Source organism: Wenyingzhuangia sp. 2_MG-2023 (assembly GCF_030548295.1).
In the GTDB taxonomy this organism is placed as follows: domain Bacteria; phylum Bacteroidota; class Bacteroidia; order Flavobacteriales; family Flavobacteriaceae; genus Wenyingzhuangia.
Map to the genome: position 1 here is coordinate 693,507 of NZ_JAUOSB010000001.1, position 20,116 is coordinate 713,622.

Below are 20,116 nucleotides of genomic sequence, written 5' to 3' on the forward strand. Positions count from 1 at the left end.
TGTAGTATATCTTAACAATTTGAGCACACTTAACTCTTTTTTAAAAAATACGGTTGTCTATGGTTTGGCAGCTGTTTTGCCAAAGGCAATCAATGTGTTTTTGGTAGGCTTTCATACCCAGAATTTAGCAAGTACGGTAGAGTTCAATGTCAATACTCAGTTTTTTGTTTGGGCAGCTTACTTTAATGTTTTGTTGACTTTTGGAATGGAAACTACTTTTTTTAAATTTTTTAATTCAGAAAATAACAAACAAAAGGTGTTGAGTACTTCGTTTACATCGGTAGGATTGGTCACTCTTTTTGTGTTGACTCCGTTGTTTTTATTGGCAGATAAAATTGCTCCTCTGCTTGAATTTGCTGAGGTGATTCATTTTAAAACTCTTGTAGGAATTCTTGCGTTTGATACCTTGGTGGTTATTCCGTTTGCTTATTTAAGGGTAAATAACAAAGCATTCAGTTATGCAGGGTTTAGAATTTTTAACATTTCTATTTATGCATTTTTAAATCTTTTGTTTTTGTGGTATTTGCCCAAACACAATCAATTAAATGTGCTTAGTTGGTATCCTACTCATTCAAATGTTGGGTATATTTTTTTAGCAACTCTTTTGGCTAGCAGTCTTACTTTTTTGATGGTGTTGCCTAGTTTTTTAAAATTTAAAATTTCACTCGATTTTAAGTTGCTAAAAAAAATGTTGTCATATGGTTGGCCTATTTTAATAGCAGGATTGGCTTATGTGACTAATGAAAATTTAGACAAATTGATTTTGCCTCAGTTTTTGAATGAAAGTATTGGGGGAGCGTATGCGGGTACGTATAAATTAGGGGTGTTTATGGCTTTGTTTATTACGGCTTTTAAGCTTGGAGCAGAACCTTTCTTTTTTAACATTTCTAAAAATAAAAATGCAAAAAACACGTATGCCATTATTTTAGAATGGTTTACTATTTTGGGAGCTTTGATTGTTCTTGTTATTGTAGCTTATATTGATTTTTTTGCAAGCTTGTTGCTTAAAAAACCTGAATATCATGAAACATTGGCAATTGTACCAGTCATTTTATTGGCCAATTTGTTGTTAGGTATTTATAACAATTTATCGGTTTGGTACAAAAATACAGGACAAACAAAATTTGCAATGTATTTTTCAATTTTAGGAGCTGTTTTTACCATTGTTGGGTTGTTGGTTTTTGTGCCGATATTTGGTTATATAGGAGCGGCTTGGGTAACGTTTTTTGTATATTTTCTAATGATGATGGTTTCTTATTTGTATGGGCAGAAGTATTACAAAACACCCTATAACGTTAAAAAGATAGGGGCTTTGTTTTTGTGGATAATGACTTTGTGTTTTGTTTCCTTTTACATATTCAGAAACAATTTTTGGATCAACACTTCTTTGTTATTAGCAACTCTTTGTTTGATAACTTTTTCGGAAAGAAAATTTATCACCCAAAGATTCTTAAAACGCTAAATAAGAACTTACTTTTGCCAAAAATTCTTTTAGCATGAAAGTACAAATCATCAACAAGTCTAAGCATAGTTTGCCTCAATACGAAACCAAAGGAGCAGCAGGATTAGATTTGAAAGCCAACTTATCAGAAAGTGTGTTTTTAAAACCTTTAGAAAGGGCAATTATCAAAACAGGATTGTTTATTGCATTGCCACAAGGTTACGAGGCACAAGTGAGACCTAGAAGTGGTTTGGCTGCTAAAAAAGGAATTACAGTATTGAACTCTCCAGGTACAGTTGATGCAGACTACAGAGGAGAAATAGGAGTGATTTTGGTGAATCTTTCTAACGATATTTTTGAGGTAACTGATGGCGAAAGAATTGCTCAATTGGTAATTGCCAAGCACGAACAAGCTGAATGGGTAGAGGTTGATGAATTGGATGCTACGGAAAGAGGAGCAGGTGGATTTGGAAGTACGGGAAAAAAATAGTGATGAAAGAACAGTTCAGACATATTCTACAATTAAATTTAGCATTGTTACTTATCGGTACTGCGGCTCCTTTTGGTAATTATATTTCTTTGTCTCCTGAAATTAGCATTTGGTCTCGATGTGTTTTTGCGTTTATTGCCTTGGCTATTTACATCAAATGGAAAGGATTTAGTCTAAGATTTGATTTGTCTAAAGACGGAGGTTCTTTCTTATTTTGTGCTTTTTTACAAGGAGGACATTGGATTACTTATTTTTATGCTTTGCAATTGGCGGGTGCTGGTTTGGGTGTAATAGCTTTGTTTACATATCCTATTTTTACAACATTATTAGAACCATTTATACGTAAAACTACTTTTGATCCTAAGCATTTGTTTTTAGCATTGTTGGTTATTTTAGGTCTTTATATATTAACTCCAGAGTTTGATATGGGGAATCAAACTACTTTAGGAATTGTTTTTGGAATTGTTTCTGCAGTTTTTTATGCTACGCGTAATATTTTAATGAAAAAACATGTTGCTAATTACAATGCAACAGTACTTATGTTCTATCAAACTGGAATTATTTGGTTGTGCTTACTGCCTGTTTTTTTCTTTTTACCATGGACTATTGAAGATTATACAAGGCAATTACCTCATTTGGTGTTTTTAGGAATTATTACTACAGCTGTAGGGCATACGTATTTGGTGTATAATTTTAAGAATTTTTCTGCAACAACGGTTTCATTGCTAAGTTGTGTACAGCCATTATATGTTGCCATTTTTGCATTTATTTTTTTAAATGAAATTCCTACAATTGCTACAGTTATTGGTGGTCTTATGATTGTTTCGGCAGTTGTTTTAGAAGCGTTTATTAGCAGAAAACATTAAATCCTTTTGATGAGTTTTCCAGGTAAAACCTGAATCAAGGCTTTCATCTCTAATTGAAAAACAATATTGGATATTTTATAAATGGGAATGTTGCTAGTTCGCGCAATTTCGTCTATGTAAATAGCTTCGTTTTCTAACAAATCATAAACGCGTTTCTCATCTTCTTTCAATTCAATAAACAATTGTGGTTGAATGGTTTTTGGAGCAGTTTTTTGTTTTGTTTGCCAACCTAATTGTTCTATCAAATCTTCACCCGAAGTGATCAAAGCAGCTTTGTGATTTTTGATCAAATTATTACAGCCTTTGCTATAGATATCATTGGCTCTTCCGGGCACAGCATAAACATCTTTGTTGTAAGAATTGGCAATGTCAGCCGTTACCAAAGCTCCACCTTTTGCTGCAGATTCTATCACAATGGTGGCTTGACTTATTCCAGCTACAATTCGGTTTCTTTTTAAAAAGTTTTCTCGATAAGGAGGTTCGTTATAGTTGAATTCCGATAAAAAACCACCACTTTCTCTAACTTCATTGTAAAATTTCTTATGTTCTTTAGGGTAAATAGTTCCGTAACCGTGAGCCAATACAGCTAGCGTAGGAATGTTGTTTTTTAAAGCTTCTAAATGAGCACAGATATCTACACCAAAAGCATATCCGCTTACAATAAGGGGTTTGTAGTTTTTTAAAGAATCAATCAGTTCGCTACAGAAACCTCTTCCGTAAGAAGAAATGTTACGGGTACCAACAATGCTTACCGTATTTTGATATTCCTCTAATTTGTGTGCCCCATCATGAAAAAGTAACAAAGGAGAATCTGCACAATTCAATAGATGTTTCGGGTAATTGGAATTAAAAAAATAAAGAAAGTTTAAGTTTTTGGAATGTAGTTTGTCTAGTTCCTTTTCAGCTTTTATTAGTGATGTTTTGTGAAATAAAGTTTTAAACAATTGTGGATTGATGTCTTTTTTGAGATCGTTTTTCTGATGAGCTAAGTATAATTTGGTGGCACTACCATAACGTTGTATCATTTTTTTAGCAGTGATTGTTCCTATGCCTTTTGTGTCTTGAAGAGCCAAAGCATATTGAAATTCCGTAAGGTTCATAAACAGTTTTTGAGTATAAGTTACAAAAATGTTTTATGGAAAAAAGGAAAGACTACGTTTGAAACTCATCATTTTTTTGATATTTTTGTAAAATGCAGTTATCAAAATACATCAGTGAATTATTATACAGGTACGAATGTGTAATGGTGCCTAGTTTTGGAGGGTTTGTGAGTAATAAAATATCAAGCCAAATCAAAGTAGAGAATCACCAGTTTACACCTCCTACAAAAAATATTTCTTTCAATGTAAATCTTCAACAAAATGATGGTTTGTTAGTCAATCATGTTGCTACTTCATTGAAAATTACTTTTGATGAGGCTTTAGAAATGATTAAAAAAGAAGTTCATGTTTGGCAACAAGATTTGAAAAAATCTCCATTGTTACTTCAAAATATCGGTCAATTTACATTAGAAAACAATCAATTGTCTTTTGAGCCGATTCATAAAATAAATTACTTGACCAGTTCTTTTGGGTTGAGTGATGTAGATGCTAATTATGTTTTAAGACATACGGTTGCAACTCCTGAAGTTGAAATTGTAAAGAAATCTTATCAAAAATACATGGCAGCAGCAGCAGTTGTAGCTATAGGTGTTTTTGTAGGAGGAACAGCGTATGTGAATAAAGTGAAAAACAATCAAGAGGTTGTTGCACAAAAAGACATTACAGCAAAAATTCAACAAGCTTCTTTCAATATTTTACAACCTTTGCCAAGTGTTACTTTAACCGTTGAAAAAGAAGTTGAACAGGTAGCGGTTGATGAATTGCACAAGTACCATATTATTGCAGGTGCTTTTAAGGATGCAGAAAATGCAGCTAAAAAAGTAGAGTCGCTAAATGCTAAAGGGTACAATGCAAGTATTATTGGCGTAAATAAATGGGGGTTGACTCAAGTAAGTTATGCTTCTTTTCAAGACAAAAGAACAGCTGTTAATACGTTGAATAAAATTAAAAGAGAAGATAATAAATATGCTTGGTTGTTGATCAATGAATAAATAAAGATCTTATCTTTAGCAGCAGTTTTATTCTACAAACATATGAAAGCAAAACCATCATCATCTTCTTTAGCAATTACCACAGATATTATTTTACCTAGTGATACCAATGCTTTGCATGGATTGTTTGGAGGTGAATTGTTAGCGCGAGTAGATAGAATATGCTGTATTGCAGCACAAAGACATTCCAATCATATTTGTGTAACTGTTGCCGTAAACAATGTTTCTTTTGCCAAAGTAATTCCTTTGGGAAGTATGATGACGATTGAAGCCAAGGTTACAAGAGCTTTTTCATCTTCTATGGAAGTGATTGCAGATGTTTTTCTAGAAGATAGAAATTCAGGAGAACGTACCAAAGTAAACGAAGCAATCTACACTTTTGTAGCTGTTGATCAGAAAGGGAAACCGCAGTCTATTCCTGAAATTATAGCTGAAACAAATTTGGAAAAACAACGTTACGAAAGTGCTTTAAGACGTAGGCAGTTGAGTTTGGTTGTTGCCGGAAAAATGAAGCCTAAAGAGGCTACCGAATTAAAAGCATTGTTTTTATAAAAAAAGAAATGTCCAAAACTTGAATTTTCAAACTTTGGACATCATTTTCAGTTTGATGTTTTTTATTTTCCACCCAACATTAATAATTCATTTACAACAATTTTGGTAGTGTATCGTTTGTTACCTTCTTTGTCTTCCCAGCTATCGTTGGTTAGTTTTCCTTCAATGGCAATTTCACTTCCTTTGTCTAAATATTTTTCAGCAATTTCAGCATTTTTATTCCAACATACTACATTGTGCCATTGGGTATCTGTAACACGTTCACCTTCTTTGTTGTAATAAACTTCTTTGGTTGCCATAGAAAAGTTGGCTAATTTTTTATCTTTTCCAAATTCTTTTACAACAGGTGCTGCTCCTAAATGTCCGATTAACTGTACTTTGTTTCTTAAATTGTTCATAACGTTAAATTTTTAAATGTTTATAAATTGTATTGTTGAGGTTCATCAACAGGGCAAAGATGCAAACAGACTCAAGTTTTAATCGGTTATTAATTGTTTGTTTGCGGATGTAACTGTTTGTAGTCGTTTGTAAACGTTTTTTTGCGTAACTTGAAAAGGAATAAAAAGTTAAGGCAATGGAAGAAAAAAAATGTATAGAATGTGGTGAAAGAATTGTAGGTAGATCTGATAAAAAGTTTTGTAACGATTATTGTAGAAATGCGTACAATAACAAATTGGATGTGGGCGATAAAAATTTGGTAAGAAATACCAACAATGCGCTTAAGAAAAATTATAAAATTCTTTGTGAGTTGAATACTACAGGAAAAACCAAAGTGTTAAAAAGCACATTGATTCAGAAAGGTTTTAGGTTTGATTTGTTTACATCAATTTACACAACAAAAACAGGTAATCAATATTTTTAATGTTACAACCAAGGATGTTTGCACTTGGAGCAGGCTCAAGTTTTACTAGTTAAAAATTAAGAAGATTCAGACAATAATTTAAAGATAAAGTCTGTTTAAGATTGGTGTTTTTATAGCTTGGGTGTTATTAATTTGTTGATTCAATTATTGAATGCTCTTGCAAATGGTTCCCAATAAGTTATCAAATAAAGGATAAAAACCAACACGTCCTAATTGGGTAACTCCAAATCTAACCACAACCAAATCTTTAGAGGGAATCACAAAAATACGTTGTCCTTGAAAACCATCAGCATAAAAACAATCCTTAGGCACATTTGGCATGTAATTTTCCTGATTCAACCACCATTGACCACCATATTCTCCATGAGCACTTTTATTTGGTGTGCGTATATAATTCACCCAGTTTTTACTTAAAATTTGTTCTTCGTTCCAAATTCCGTTATTTAAAAAAAGTTGTCCAAATTTAGCCCAGTCTCTGGTAGTTGCCCAACTGTAAGAAGACGCTACGTAGTTTCCTTTGATATCCGTTTCAATAGTCATAGAATGCATCCCGATTTTATCAATAAAAGACTTGTACGGATAGTCTAAATACTCTTGATGTGTATTGAATTGTTGTCGGAGCAAAGCAGCTAAAATATTGCTGGTGCCAGATGCATAGTTAAAAATAGTTTCTGCGGGTGCAATTTGTGGTTTGTCTATAGGTCTTAGTGTGCAATCTTCGTCTTCAAAAAGCATTTTGGTAACATCGCAAATTTTCTTGTAGTTTTCTTCCCATTCTAGTCCGCTTTCCATTCTAAGCAAATGGCTTGTAGTTATGTTTTTTCGTGAATCTTGTTCCCATTCAGGAAAAGCGGTAATAGGAGCGTTGATGTCAAAATTGTTTTCTTTTTCCAAGACACCAAAGCAAGTAGTTAGTAAACTTTTGGTCATAGACCAACCTTGAAGTAAAGAATGCTTGTTAAAACCATCAGCATATTTTTCAGCAATTATTTGTCCTTTGTACAAGACTAAAATAGAACGAGTTTTTTTTATGCCATCAGGGTGATTTTCAATAAAACAATTATTGACAATACTATCTAATTTGTGATAATCAATATTGTTGAACTTGGTGTGTTCTGGGGCTAAATTTCCATAGGGATATGTTCGGTTGATTGTTGTAAAATCCCGATGAGGAGCCAAATGATTTTTAGGTACAATAGTGTTTTTGTTTATTAAAGTTGCTCCCAATCCAGGTCTGTAAATGGCTTTTTTTTCAGACATGCCTAATACGTTAGAAGTTGCGATTTTTTGAAGAGAATCGACTTTAGTAGAAGCTATTTTGGTCAAGGGGCCATAATTATCTGTGTTGTTGGTATAAGCTACATCTCTATGGGCTAAGAAATAACTACTGGCCATGTTTTTAGCTGCAAACCCAGATATTAGTTTGAATTTAGGATAATTAAGAGCAAAGATTGCCAAAACAATAATAAATAAAGAAATTCCAATCATTTTAAGATATTTCATTCTTGAAAACTTTTACAACAAGTTACTAATTTTTAAGAAGCAATCATAGCAAAAGAGTTGAGAGAGGTTTTTATCTTCTGCACTTAAAGAAGTACCTTTGTAACAAAGATTTGAATTCATGATACATATAGATAAAGTAAGAGCTGATTTTCCTATTTTAAGTCAACAAGTGAATGGTAAACCCTTGGTTTATTTTGACAATGGAGCTACAAGTCAAAAGCCACAGGTGGTGATTGATGCAATTACCAATTACTATTCTACTATCAATTCAAACGTGCATAGAGGTGTACATACGTTGAGTCAATTGGCAACAGATGCTTTTGAAGAAACTAGACGTAAATTGAAAGCTCATTTCAATCCTAAGTTTGAACACGAACTAATTTTTACCAAAGGAACTACGGAGGGAATTAATTTGGTTGCTACAACATTAACTTCTTTGATAAAAGCTACCGATGAGATTATTGTTTCTGCTTTAGAACACCATTCTAACATTGTGCCTTGGCAATTGTTGTGTGAGAGAACAGGAGCTACTTTAAAAGTAATTCCTATGAATGACGAGGGAGAATTGAAAATGGATGTTTATGAGAGTTTGTTAACTGAAAACACAAAAATAGTAGCAGTCAATCATATTTCAAATGCTCTTGGAACGGTAAATCCTATAGCAGAAATTATAGAAAAAGCACACAAATTTTGTGCTTGGGTATTGATAGATGGAGCACAATCTTGTCCGCATATGAGTATCGATTTGCAAGCTATGGATTGTGACTTTTTTACGTGTTCTGCTCATAAAATGTTAGGACCTACAGGAATTGGATTTTTGTACGGAAAAGAAGCAATTTTAAATCAACTACCTCCTTATCACGGAGGAGGAGAAATGATCAAAGACTGTACGTTTGAAAAAACAACTTATGCAGAATTGCCACACAAATTTGAAGCAGGAACTCCAAACATTGCAGATGTTATTGCTTTTGGAACTGCTTTGGACTATATCAATACGATTGGTTTAGAGCATATAGAAGCATATGAACATGAGTTGTTGGTTTATGGTACGGAAGAATTGTTGAAAATACCAGGCTTAAAAATATACGGAACAGCTAAAAATAAGGCAAGTGTTATTTCTTTTAATATTGGAGATATTCACCCATTTGATATAGGTACTATTGTTGACAAATTAGGAATTGCGGTAAGAACAGGACATCATTGTACACAACCTATTATGGCACGATTTGATATTCCAGGTACGGTTAGAGCATCTTTTGCTTTTTACAACACCAAACAAGAAATAGATGCGTTGGTAAGTGCATTGCAAAAAGCAGTGATGATGTTGTCATAAAGTTTATATTTACAATCTAAAAAATAAATTTTTGTATGTCATATCCAAGTATTTTTAAAGTAGCTACTTTGGCTGAAAACAAAAAACGCTTAGACAAGTTGACACCAGAGTCAAAACCTTTATGGGGTAAAATGAGCTCTGCTCAAATGTTAGCGCATTTGAATTTAACATATGATACATCAAGAGGGAAAGTTAGAATAGAATTGCACCCATTTATGCATGTTTTTTTAAAAACATTTTTAAAGAAAACACTTGTAGGAGATAAGCCTTATCCTAAAAATGCCAAAACAAATCCTTATTATATGGTTCAAGAGCATAAAGATTTTGAAGAAGAAAAATCACTTCTTTTACAAAACATGCAGTGGGTTTTTGAAAAAGGAGAAAGTTATTTTGAAGGAAGATTGACCGTTTCTTTTGGAAATTTAACAGCCAAAGAGTGGAGTAATTTATTTCAAAAACATTTAGATCACCATTTCAATCAATTTGGTGTTTGATATTTAAAATTAGAGATCGATAACTAGGTCTTGTTGCTACTAGATATGAAGTCAAAAGAATTAAAAGATAAGATAGAAAAGAAAGAAGGTGGGTATGTTTTTTATGGATTAACACCTCCAAAAACGTCTACCGATAAAGATAAAATTCAGGGAATTGCGCAAAGACAAATGGATCGTTTGCAAGGTTTGGATATTGATGGTTTGGTATTGTATGATATTCAAGATGAGTCTTCTAGAAATAACAATCCAAGGCCTTTTCCTTTTATGTCTACCTGGGCACCTGATGCGTATGCCAATACTTATTTACAAGACTTAGATGTTCCTAAAATTATATATAAAAGTGTAGGGAAATTTACAGAAGAGTCTTTAAAAACTTGGTTAATAGATAACGAAAAAAGTATTGATTTAACGGTGTTTGTAGGGGCTCCATCTAAAGAACAACAGGTAAACCTGTCTTTACAAGATGCCTATAGAATTAAAAAAGAATCTGCTACGACCATTAAAATGGGTGGCGTTACCATTCCAGAACGTCATTTTGTAAAAGGAGATGAACATATTAGGTTGACTAATAAAATAGCAAACGGATGTTCTTTCTTTATTTCTCAGTGTGTTTATAATTTAGACAATGCAAAAGATATGTTGTCTGATTATTACTTTTATACGCAAGAAAAAGGAATTAAACCTATGCCTATTATTTTTACACTTACACCTATTGGTTCTTTAAAAACATTGGAGTTTACCAAGTGGTTGGGAATTGATATTCAGCGTTGGTTAGAAAATGAGTTAAAGGTTTCTCCAGATATTCTAAATGCATCTATTGGTATTTGTAAATACATTGCCAATGATTTGATTGGTTTTGCTAAAGAAAAAAACATGCCTATTGGCTTTAACATAGAGTCTGTTGCTATTCGTAAAGCAGAGATTGATGCTTCTATAGAGTTGGTAAAAACTATAAAAGATATGATGAAATAATTTACTTGATTTTTAAAATTCACAAAACACCCTCAAAATGTTACAAACAGTTTGAGGGTGTTTTGTGTAAAAAGAGTAATTTTAGTAAGAAGAAAAACACATTAATTTGGAATATCATCAACTAAAAAAACACATTTTAAAACACATTCAAATTACAGATGAAGAATTTAAACTGTATCAGAAATATTTTAAAATTCAGCAAGTTGATAAAAGGCAATTCCTTTTAAAACAGGGAGAGTATTGTTTGTTTGAGGCTTTTGTTTGTAAAGGTTGCTTTAGGGTTTTTACTACGGATGAAGACGGTAAAGAACATACGGTTTATTTTGCTTTAGAAGATTGGTGGATTGTTGATTTAGATAGTCTTGTTAACAAAGTAACTTCTAAGTTATCTATACAGGCATTAGAGTCTAGTGAAGTTTTAATAATTCATAAAAGTGATAAAGAAAAGTTATACAAAGAGTCTCCTAAGGCAGAACAGCTTTTTAGAAAAATGTCTCAAAAAGCAATCATCTCTTTTCAACGTAGAATCGTTAGAAATTTAAGTTTAAAGGCAGAAGAAAGGTATTTAGACTTTCTAGATAATTACTCCAACATAGTACCAAGAATTACCAATATTCAACTTGCATCTTACCTTGGTATTTCACACGAATTGGTTAGTAAATTCAGGAAAAATGCAATTAAAAAAAAATAAAACAAAGGTGTTTATTGAAATATTTCAATGTTTTTAAAAAGGGATAGGTATAATTTTGACTTAGAATAATAAATCAAAATAGATATACTTATGAAAATTACAATTGTAGGAGCAGGAGGAAACATTGGACAAAGAATTGTAAAAGAAGCTGCTAGCAGAAATTACAGTTTAAAATTAATAACCTCTAAATCAAAAGACTTTTTTGGAACAGAAAATGCAGAATTACAAGCTGTAGATATTTTTAACACAGATGCTCTGGCAGAAAGTTTTAAAGGTAGTGATGTTGTAATTAGTGCATATGCACCTCCTCATTCAGATACATCAAAATTAATGGAAGCTTCTAAAAGTTTGGTTGCAGCTGCTAAAAAAGCAAATGTCCGTTTAATTGCTGTAGGTGGTGCAGGAAGTTTAAAAGTTAGTGAGACTTTACAATTGGTAGATGCACCTAATTTTCCAGAAGAGTATAAACCAGTTGCCTTAGCACATAGAGGTGTTTTAGAACAAATTTATAATAAAGAAAGAGAATTAAATTGGACGAATGTTTCTCCGTCTGCCTATATTTTTGAAGGAGAAAGAACTAATAATTTTAAAATTGGAGAAGATAATTTAATTGTAAATGATAAAGGAGAAAGTTCTATTTCTATGGAAGATTTTGCTGTTGGAATTATAAATGAGGTAGAAGAAGCTAAATTCAGTAAAAAAAGATTTACAATTGGATATTAAGTAACGGATTTCTCAAAAGTAAAAAACCATCCTTAATTAAGGATGGTTTTTTTATGATATTAAATCAAATTAGAATTAAGCAGGTAATAACCCTTTTTCTAATAAATATTCAGCAATTTGTACTGTGTTTGTAGCTGCACCTTTACGTAAGTTATCAGCAACAATCCACATGTTTAATGTGTTTGGTAAAGACTCATCTCTACGGATACGTCCTACAAAAACTTCATCTTTATCGTGAGCTAAAGCTGGCATAGGATAAATATTGTTAGCCAAATCATCTTGTACAATAACTCCAGGAGTTGCTTCTAAAATAGCACGAACCTCAGCCAAGTCAAAATCGTTAGCAAACTCTACGTTTACTGCTTCTGAGTGACCACCAGCAGTAGGAATTCGAACAGCTGTTGCTGTAACAGCAAAAGAATCATCACCTAAAATTTTCTTAGGTTCTTTAACTAATTTCATTTCTTCTTTGGTGTATCCGTTTTCCATAAAAACATCACAATGAGGAATTGCATTACGGTTAATAGGATAGTTGTAAGCCATTTCTCCATCCGTAATTCCGTTTTGCTCATTTTCTAATTGTCTAACTGCTGCTACTCCCGTTCCAGAAACAGATTGGTAGGTAGAAATAATCAAACGTTTCATTTGGTATTTTTTATGCAATGGAGCTAAAGCCATTACCAACTGAATGGTAGAACAGTTTGGGTTGGCAATAATTTTATCTTCAGCAGTTAATACATCACCGTTAATTTCTGGTACTACTAATTTTTTAGTAGGATCCATTCTCCATGCTGATGAGTTATCTACAACAGTAGTTCCAGCGGCTGCAAATTTTGGAGCCCACTCTAAAGAAGTATCACCACCTGCAGAAAATAAAGCAACATCTGCATTCATTTTAACCGCATCTTCTAAAGTTACTACTGTATAGTTTTTACCTTTGTATTCTAATTGTTTACCTGCAGAACGAGCCGATGCAACAGGGATTAATTCTGTTACAGGAAAATTTCTTTCTGCCAATACTTTTAACATTACCGTTCCTACCATTCCGGTAGCTCCTACTACTGCTACTTTCATACTTATATTGTTTTAGTTTCTAGTTGTTCAAAAATTGAGAATGCAAATATGCTAAAAATGTAGACTGTAAAATACTACCAACGTTAAAAACTACACGATTTGTTGAAAATTCATCTAATTTGGTGATTTTTAAAAATATTTAAACCGATTGATTGTTTAACTTATTGGTCAATAGCGCTTTGAATTGTGTTTTTGATTAAGAGATGTGGGCAATTTAAAGTCGATGAATAGTGAAGAATAAGTTCGGTAAGCTGTTGAATTTTTTAATCAAAATTGCATATTTGATAATTCTTTAAATTTTAGCTTGTAATCTATCTAAATAAAGGTGGAATATGAGGATTATCATACAATAATCATTCAAATGCATTAAATTTGTTAGCGTTTATTAACAAATTAATCTTAAAACTAATGAGTGGAGTTTTATCTTCTTCGATAGGAAGGAAAGTGGCCATGGCTGCTTCTGCTTTCTTTTTAATGTTTTTCTTATTGCAGCATTTTGCAATCAATTTAACATCAATTTTTAGTGCTGATGCTTTTAATGAGTTGTCTCATTTTATGGGTACTAATCCAGCAGTACAGTTTGGACTACAACCAATTCTAATTTTTGGTGTTGTTTTTCACTTCGTTATGGGTTTTGTCTTAGAAGTTAAAAACAAAAGTGCTCGTAACATTAAGTATGTAAAAAATAATGGTGCTGCCAATTCTACTTGGGTTAGTAGAAACATGATTTATTCTGGTTTGGCAATTTTAGCATTTATTGTATTGCATTTTATTGATTTTTGGTTCCCAGAAATTAATCACAAATACATTAATGTATTGCCAGAAGATCCGACAAGATATTATGGTGAATTGGTACACAAGTTTCAAAGTCCTATTAGAACAGGAGCTTATGTAGCTGCATTTGCATTTTTAGCATTACACTTATTACACGGATTTAAATCTGCATTCCAATCTAGTGGAATGAGTGCTAAACGTGCTGCTAAGTTAGAAACTGTATCAAAAATATATGCAATAGGTATTCCTGTAGGATTTATCGTTATTGCTTTGTTTCACCATTTCAATCAACACTAAGACATTTTAATTATGGCATTAGATTCAAAAGTACCACAAGGTCCTATCGCTGATAAATGGACGAATTATAAAAATCATATCGATTTAGTAAACCCTGCAAACAAACGTAACATTGATGTTATTGTGGTAGGGACAGGTTTGGCAGGAGGTTCTGCTGCTGCAACTTTGGCTGAATTAGGTTACAACGTAAAAGCATTTGCTTACCAAGATTCACCTCGTAGAGCACACTCTATTGCAGCTCAAGGGGGAATTAACGCAGCAAAAAATTACCAAGGAGACGGAGATTCTACTTACAGGTTGTTTTACGATACTGTAAAAGGAGGAGATTACCGTGCTCGTGAAGCAAACGTATATCGTTTGGCAGAAGTTTCTGCAAATATTATTGACCAATGTGTAGCTCAAGGTGTACCTTTTGCTCGTGATTATGGTGGATTGTTAGACAATCGTTCTTTTGGTGGAGTTTTAGTATCTAGAACTTTTTACGCTAAAGGACAAACAGGACAACAATTATTGTTAGGAGCATATTCTGCAATGAACCGTCAAATTGGTCGTGGAAAAATTAAAATGTACAACCGTCACGAAATGATGGATGTTGTTTTGGTAGATGGAAAAGCAAGAGGAATTATTACTCGTAACTTAGTTACAGGAGAAGTTGAAAGACATTCTGCACATGCAGTAGTAATTGCATCAGGAGGATATGGAAACGTATTTTTCTTATCTACGAATGCAATGGGTTCTAACGTTTCTGCATCATGGAAAATCCATAAGAAAGGAGCATACTTTGCAAACCCTTGTTATACACAAATTCACCCAACATGTATTCCCGTTTCAGGAGATCATCAGTCTAAATTAACATTGATGTCTGAATCTTTACGTAACGATGGACGTATTTGGGTTCCTGCTAAATTAGAAGATGCTCAGGCAATTAGAGAAGGGAAGAAAAAACCTACGGATTTATCAGAAGCAGAAAGAGATTATTACTTAGAAAGAAGATATCCTGCCTTTGGAAACTTAGTACCTCGTGATGTTGCATCGAGAGCTGCAAAAGAAAGATGTGATGCTGGTTTTGGAGTAAATGCTACAGGTGAAGCTGTTTATTTAGATTTTGCGGATGCTATTAAGCGTTACGGTAGAGAACAAGCTTTAATCCATGGAGATAACAATCCAACTGCTGAGAAGATTGATAAATTAGGGAAAGAGCTTGTAAAAGCAAAGTATGGTAACTTGTTCCAAATGTATGACAAGATTGTAGATGAAGATCCATACAACACACCAATGATGATTTATCCTGCAGTTCACTACACAATGGGTGGTACTTGGGTTGATTATAACTTAATGACAACCATTCCTGGATGTTACTGTATTGGAGAAGCAAACTTCTCTGATCACGGTGCTAACCGTTTAGGGGCTTCTGCATTAATGCAAGGTTTGGCAGATGGATATTTTGTTTTACCATATACGATTGGAGATTATTTATCTGATGATATTAGAACAGGAGCAATTCCTACTGATTCACCAGAATTTGAAGAAGCAGAAAAATCAGTAAAAGATCAAATCAATTTCTTTGTTAACAATAAGGGAACTAAATCTGTGGATCATTTCCACAAACGTTTAGGTAAAATTATGTGGAACAAAGTAGGTATGGCTCGTAATGCTCAAGGTTTAACGGAAGCAATGTCTGAAATTAAAGCATTACGTGAAGAATTCTGGAAAGATGTAAAAGTTCCAGGGTCTGCAGATACTTATAACGAAGAATTAGCAAAAGCAGGACGTGTAGCAGATTTCTTAGAATTAGGAGAGTTGTTTGCAAAAGATGCTTTGGTAAGAGAAGAATCATGTGGAGGTCACTTCCGTGAAGAATCTGCTGAAACTGAAGGTCCTCAAAAAGGAGAAGCTAAGCGTAACGATGCTGATTTTGCATTCGTTTCAGCTTGGGAATATACAGGAGAACCTGGAGATGCAGTATTACACAAAGAACAATTAGAGTTTAACGATATTGAGTTAAAAACAAGATCATATAAATAAGAAAGACCATGGATATGAATTTAAAACTTAAAATCTGGCGACAAAGTGGAGCCAATGATGAAGGTAAAATGGTAGATTACAGCTTGGCTGATGTATCTCCAGATATGTCTTTCTTAGAAATGTTAGATGTATTAAACGAACAAATTCTTAACGAAGGTGGAGAGCCGGTAGCGTTTGATCACGATTGTAGAGAAGGAATTTGTGGTATGTGTTCTTTGTACATTAATGGTGAAGCACACGGGCCAGATAGAGGAATTACTACTTGTCAGTTACACATGCGTAAGTTTAAGGATGGAGATACTATTTACATAGAGCCTTTCCGAGCTAAAGCGTTCCCAGTAATTAAAGATTTAGTAGTAGACCGTACTGCTTTTGATAGAATTCAACATCAAGGAGGATTTATTTCTGTAAACACTTCTGGGAATACACAAGATGCAAACTCGTTGCCAATTTCTAAGCATGCTGCTGATGAAGCGATGGATGCTGCTACTTGTATTGGGTGTGGTGCTTGTGTTGCTACGTGTAAAAACTCATCTGCAATGTTGTTTGTTGGTGCAAAAGTATCTCAATATGCTTTGTTGCCACAAGGGCAAGTTGAAGCTTCGGATCGTGTTAAAAACATGGTAGCGCAAATGGATTTAGAAGGTTTTGGTAACTGTACAAATACAGGTGCATGTGAAGTTGAATGTCCTAAAGGAATTTCTTTAGACAATATTGCTCGTATGAACCGTGAGTTTTTTAAAGCAAATATTTAAGCTTAAAACCCTAAAATATATACAATCCCCTTTGATTTAAAATCAAAGGGGATTTTTGGTTCATAAAAAGGAATATTATGAAAAATATAGAAGTAGTAGTAGCCCCAGAACTTACATCAAATTATGAAGTAGCTGGAAAATTAGTGGTGATTATTGATGTTTTTAGAGCCACCACCACCATCGTTACAGCTATGGCAAATGGAGTCTCAGAAGTAAAAACTTGTTTAGAAGTTAAGGATGCAATTGCTTTAAAAGAAGAAGGTTTTTTAGTAGGTGGAGAAAGAAACGGAGTAAAGGTTGAAGGCATGGATGTGGATAATTCCCCTTTGTCTTTTTTAAATGATAAATATGTGAATCATAAGTTGGCAATTTCTACAACTAATGGAACTAAGGCTGTAGAAATGTCTTTAAAGGCAAAAGAAATTATTATAGGAGCTTTTACTAATTTAAGGGGTGTAAGGGAATATATTTATCAAGCTGATTCGGATGTTTTGTTAGTTTGTGCAGGCTGGAAAGGCAAAATGAGTACAGAAGATTTTATGTTTGCTGGAGCTGTTGTTTCAGAGCTTTCAAGAGAGTTTGTTTTAACAGATAGTTCTGAGATAGCGTTGAGTTATTATTTAAGCTATGAAGAGAGTTATCAGAAAAAACTAAACACTTGCGAACACGCTCTTCGGTTAATGAATTTGAATAAGCAGAAAGATATAGATTTTTGTATTCAAAAAGACCTATATAATGTTGTTCCAAAATATTACAGAAAAACAAAATCATTTAAACTTTAACAATGAACTACACTTTTAAAAAAGCCAATATTTCTGAAATTCCAGTGATTTGGGAAATATTACAACAAGCAATTCAAAAAAGAAAACTAGAAGGGAGTAATCAATGGCAAGATGGTTACCCCAATCCTGAAGTTCTTAAAAGAGATATAGAGAAAAAGGTTGGTTTTGTGCTAACGGAAAATGAAACTATTGTTGGATATGTTGCCATGTTGGTAAATGATGAACCTGAATATGAAAATATAGAGGGGCAATGGATAACACATAAAGATTATGTGGTATTTCATAGAGTTGCTATTTCAGAAAATCACTTGGGAAAAGGATTGGCTAAAAAAATGATGAATTTTATTGAGAGCTATGCTTTAGAAAACCATATATACAGTATAAAAGCAGATACCAATCATGACAATGATGAGATGATTGCCATTTTTAAAAAATTAGGTTACCAATATTGTGGAACAGTGTGTTTTAGGAACAGTTTCAGAAATGCTTATGAAAAGGTTTTGGAGTTTTAATTAAACCCCAAAAACCTCTTTGCTGTTTTGTGTAGTAATCTCAGCTATTTCAGTAAGGGGTTTGTTGTAAATGGTAGCTAGTTTTTCAGCAACATTTACGGTATACATAGACTCATTACGTTTTCCTCTAAAAGGAGTTGGAGCTAAATAAGGAGCATCGGTTTCTAAAACGATATTTTCTAAAGGAATTTCTGCTAAGAATTTGTCTATTTTACCATTTTTAAAGGTAGCAACTCCACCAATTCCCAGTTTTAAATTGTAACCAATAGCTCTTTTTGCATCTTCTAAAGTTCCTGTAAAACAATGAAAAATTCCAAATAGCTTGTCAGACTTTTCTTTTTCTAAAATCTCAAAAACCTCTTCAAATGCATTTCTACAATGAATATTGATAGGTAGTCCTAATTCTTTTGCCCATTGTACTTGGGTCTGAAAAGCTTCTTTTTGTTGTGTTATATAAGTATCATCCCAATACAGATCAATTCCAATTTCTCCAACAGCCACAAATTTTCCTGTTTCCAACCATTCACGGGCAGTTTTCAACTCATCTAGATAATTCTCTTTGATGTGAGTTGGGTGAACTCCCATCATCAAGTGTATGTTTTCTGGAAAAGCCTCTGCGACATCAAACATACTTTGTGTATATTCAGAGTCTACAGAGGGAACAAACAAACGCTTTACACCAGCATTCAACGCTCTTTGAATCATTTCGTTTCTATCTTCATCAAACTGTTCACTGTTTAAATGCGTGTGGGTATCCGTAAAAATCATTTTGTCTAAATTTTAGAACAAAGATAAGTATCGATTTGTTTTTGAGTAATTTTAAGACCGTTTAAAACAAATAGAAAATGAAGTTTTTTAGAAATCAGTTGTTTTTTGGAATTGTATTTATTTCCTTTTTTTCTTGTTCTCAAAAAAAGATCAACGGAGTAAGTTTGGTTTCTCCTCCAAAGCATGTAGAAGATTTTTCTTTGCTTGATGTCCGTCAAATCCATGCTAATTGGGTAGCTATTATCCCTTTTGCTTTTTGTAAAGATGAATCTCCAAATGTTTACTTTAATCACAACAGACAATGGTGGGGAGAAAAAAAAGAAGGCGTTTTAGAACTTATCAATCTTGCTAGACAGCAACAGTTAAAGGTGTTTTTAAAGCCACATGTGTGGTATCGTAAAAGTTGGATTGGTGATTTTACTTTAGAGAATGAAAAAGATTGGAAAATATGGGAGCAGGATTATGTAGATTATATTTTAAGTTATGCCAAAATTGCTGAAGAACAACAGGTTGAGCTGTTTTGTATTGGTACAGAATTAAAACAAGTTGTGCTAAAAAGACCACTGTTTTTTAAAGAACTGATAACAAAAATAAAACAAGTTTACAAAGGAAAGATAACCTATGCTGCCAATTGGGATAATATAGAAGCTGTAAATTTTTGGAATGAATTAGATTATATAGGTGTAGATGCTTACTACTCTTTATCAGATAAAAAAGAACCAACTGTTCAAGAATTAAAGCTTGCTTGGGACCCCATCAAACTAAACTTATATCAATTAAGTAAGGTTGATAACAAACCTGTTCTATTTACAGAATATGGTTTTGAAAGTTCAGATTATAACACCAAAGAAACCTGGGGTAGCAATGGGAAATATCCAGTAAATGAACGAGCCCAAGTCAATGCATATCAATCTTTATATGAAACTTTTTATGGAGAAGATTGGTTTGCAGGTGGTTTTTTATGGAAGTGGCACTTGACAGATAGCACTTATAGAAATCAAGAAAAAGCATTTTCTCCACAAGGTAAAAAAGCAATAGAGGTGGTGAAAAAACAGTTTAAAAAATAGAAGGGTGAGAAAAGGTATATGTTAAGAAATTTATATATTGGGT

At 33.1% G+C, this 20,116-nt stretch carries 21 protein-coding genes and 1 pseudogene; 17 read left to right on the forward strand and 5 right to left on the reverse strand.

What is annotated here, in order from left to right; all coding sequences use genetic code 11:
• Positions 1-19: 19 nt before the first annotated feature.
• The 3 genes from Q4548_RS02735 to Q4548_RS02745 are packed head-to-tail and all read left to right on the forward strand — an operon-like array spanning position 20 to position 2,797.
• Positions 20-1,462, forward strand: a complete 1,443-nt coding sequence (locus tag Q4548_RS02735; RefSeq protein ID WP_303451229.1) for an oligosaccharide flippase family protein — start codon at positions 20-22, stop codon at positions 1,460-1,462.
• Between the two features lie 34 nt (positions 1,463-1,496).
• Positions 1,497-1,931: a dUTP diphosphatase gene (gene dut, locus Q4548_RS02740; RefSeq protein ID WP_303451230.1), complete on the forward strand. Its 435-nt coding sequence runs from the start codon at positions 1,497-1,499 to the stop codon at positions 1,929-1,931.
• A gap of 2 nt (positions 1,932-1,933) precedes the next feature.
• Positions 1,934-2,797 (forward strand): DMT family transporter, encoded by an 864-nt coding sequence (locus Q4548_RS02745; protein WP_303451231.1) that lies wholly within the window; start codon positions 1,934-1,936, stop codon positions 2,795-2,797.
• Here the strand turns inward: Q4548_RS02745 and dprA are convergent.
• On the reverse strand, positions 2,794-3,897 hold the full coding sequence (gene dprA / locus Q4548_RS02750; RefSeq protein WP_303451232.1) for a DNA-processing protein DprA: 1,104 nt from the start codon (positions 3,895-3,897) through the stop codon (positions 2,794-2,796). The two genes, Q4548_RS02745 and dprA, sit on opposite strands and share 4 nt — an antisense overlap.
• Before the next feature lie 92 nt (positions 3,898-3,989).
• Between dprA and Q4548_RS02755 the strand changes: the two genes are divergently transcribed.
• Both Q4548_RS02755 and Q4548_RS02760 read left to right on the forward strand, forming a co-directional pair.
• Complete coding sequence (locus Q4548_RS02755) at positions 3,990-4,889, forward strand: SPOR domain-containing protein (protein ID WP_303451233.1); 900 nt, start codon at positions 3,990-3,992, stop codon at positions 4,887-4,889.
• A 42-nt stretch (positions 4,890-4,931) separates the two neighbouring features.
• Entirely contained in the window at positions 4,932-5,441 is a 510-nt protein-coding gene (locus Q4548_RS02760; protein WP_303451234.1) for an acyl-CoA thioesterase, read from the forward strand.
• Between the two features lie 62 nt (positions 5,442-5,503).
• Here Q4548_RS02760 and Q4548_RS02765 read toward each other — a convergent pair whose 3' ends face one another.
• Positions 5,504-5,839 carry a single-stranded DNA-binding protein gene (locus Q4548_RS02765; RefSeq protein WP_303451235.1) on the reverse strand — a complete coding sequence of 112 codons (336 nt, stop codon included), beginning with the start codon at positions 5,837-5,839 and terminating at the stop codon, positions 5,504-5,506.
• A gap of 176 nt (positions 5,840-6,015) precedes the next feature.
• Between Q4548_RS02765 and Q4548_RS02770 the strand changes: the two are divergent.
• A pseudogene (locus Q4548_RS02770) lies at positions 6,016-6,300 on the forward strand (hypothetical protein); the annotation flags it as partial.
• A gap of 147 nt (positions 6,301-6,447) precedes the next feature.
• Here the strand turns inward: Q4548_RS02770 and Q4548_RS02775 are convergent.
• The gene (locus Q4548_RS02775; RefSeq protein WP_303451236.1) at positions 6,448-7,806 is read right to left on the reverse strand and encodes a serine hydrolase; all 1,359 of its coding nucleotides are present in this window, start codon (positions 7,804-7,806) and stop codon (positions 6,448-6,450) included.
• A gap of 118 nt (positions 7,807-7,924) precedes the next feature.
• Between Q4548_RS02775 and Q4548_RS02780 the strand changes: the two genes are divergently transcribed.
• From Q4548_RS02780 to Q4548_RS02800, 5 genes are all read left to right on the forward strand, one after another.
• Positions 7,925-9,139 carry an aminotransferase class V-fold PLP-dependent enzyme gene (locus Q4548_RS02780; RefSeq protein WP_303451237.1) on the forward strand — a complete coding sequence of 405 codons (1,215 nt, stop codon included), beginning with the start codon at positions 7,925-7,927 and terminating at the stop codon, positions 9,137-9,139.
• Between the two features lie 35 nt (positions 9,140-9,174).
• Entirely contained in the window at positions 9,175-9,633 is a 459-nt protein-coding gene (locus Q4548_RS02785; RefSeq protein WP_303451238.1) for a DUF1569 domain-containing protein, read from the forward strand.
• A 45-nt stretch (positions 9,634-9,678) separates the two neighbouring features.
• Positions 9,679-10,605, forward strand: coding sequence for a methylenetetrahydrofolate reductase (locus tag Q4548_RS02790; protein ID WP_303451239.1), 927 nt, complete (start codon positions 9,679-9,681; stop codon positions 10,603-10,605).
• A gap of 106 nt (positions 10,606-10,711) precedes the next feature.
• The gene (locus Q4548_RS02795) at positions 10,712-11,296 is read left to right on the forward strand and encodes a Crp/Fnr family transcriptional regulator (RefSeq protein WP_303451241.1); all 585 of its coding nucleotides are present in this window, start codon (positions 10,712-10,714) and stop codon (positions 11,294-11,296) included.
• 90 nt (positions 11,297-11,386) lie between these two features.
• On the forward strand, positions 11,387-12,019 hold the full coding sequence (locus Q4548_RS02800) for an NAD(P)-dependent oxidoreductase (protein ID WP_303451243.1): 633 nt from the start codon (positions 11,387-11,389) through the stop codon (positions 12,017-12,019).
• A 75-nt stretch (positions 12,020-12,094) separates the two neighbouring features.
• On the opposite strand, the gene Q4548_RS02805 is transcribed toward Q4548_RS02800, so the two are convergent.
• The gene (locus Q4548_RS02805) at positions 12,095-13,093 is read right to left on the reverse strand and encodes an aspartate-semialdehyde dehydrogenase (RefSeq protein ID WP_303451245.1); all 999 of its coding nucleotides are present in this window, start codon (positions 13,091-13,093) and stop codon (positions 12,095-12,097) included.
• Between the two features lie 408 nt (positions 13,094-13,501).
• On the opposite strand from Q4548_RS02805, the gene Q4548_RS02810 reads away from it, so the two are divergent.
• From Q4548_RS02810 to Q4548_RS02830, 5 genes are all read left to right on the forward strand, one after another.
• Positions 13,502-14,164: a succinate dehydrogenase cytochrome b subunit gene (locus Q4548_RS02810; RefSeq protein ID WP_303451247.1), complete on the forward strand. Its 663-nt coding sequence runs from the start codon at positions 13,502-13,504 to the stop codon at positions 14,162-14,164.
• 12 nt (positions 14,165-14,176) lie between these two features.
• On the forward strand, positions 14,177-16,189 hold the full coding sequence (locus tag Q4548_RS02815; protein ID WP_303451248.1) for a fumarate reductase/succinate dehydrogenase flavoprotein subunit: 2,013 nt from the start codon (positions 14,177-14,179) through the stop codon (positions 16,187-16,189).
• 14 nt (positions 16,190-16,203) lie between these two features.
• Positions 16,204-16,944 carry a succinate dehydrogenase/fumarate reductase iron-sulfur subunit gene (locus tag Q4548_RS02820; protein WP_303451249.1) on the forward strand — a complete coding sequence of 247 codons (741 nt, stop codon included), beginning with the start codon at positions 16,204-16,206 and terminating at the stop codon, positions 16,942-16,944.
• A 77-nt stretch (positions 16,945-17,021) separates the two neighbouring features.
• Positions 17,022-17,726, forward strand: a complete 705-nt coding sequence (locus tag Q4548_RS02825; protein ID WP_303451251.1) for a 2-phosphosulfolactate phosphatase — start codon at positions 17,022-17,024, stop codon at positions 17,724-17,726.
• 2 nt (positions 17,727-17,728) lie between these two features.
• Positions 17,729-18,238: a GNAT family N-acetyltransferase gene (locus Q4548_RS02830; protein ID WP_303451252.1), complete on the forward strand. Its 510-nt coding sequence runs from the start codon at positions 17,729-17,731 to the stop codon at positions 18,236-18,238.
• Here Q4548_RS02830 and Q4548_RS02835 read toward each other — a convergent pair whose 3' ends face one another.
• Positions 18,239-19,006 carry a TatD family hydrolase gene (locus Q4548_RS02835; RefSeq protein ID WP_303451254.1) on the reverse strand — a complete coding sequence of 256 codons (768 nt, stop codon included), beginning with the start codon at positions 19,004-19,006 and terminating at the stop codon, positions 18,239-18,241.
• A gap of 77 nt (positions 19,007-19,083) precedes the next feature.
• Between Q4548_RS02835 and Q4548_RS02840 the strand changes: the two genes are divergently transcribed.
• Positions 19,084-20,073, forward strand: coding sequence for a glycoside hydrolase family 113 (locus tag Q4548_RS02840; RefSeq protein ID WP_303451257.1), 990 nt, complete (start codon positions 19,084-19,086; stop codon positions 20,071-20,073).
• Positions 20,074-20,116 lie beyond the last annotated feature (43 nt).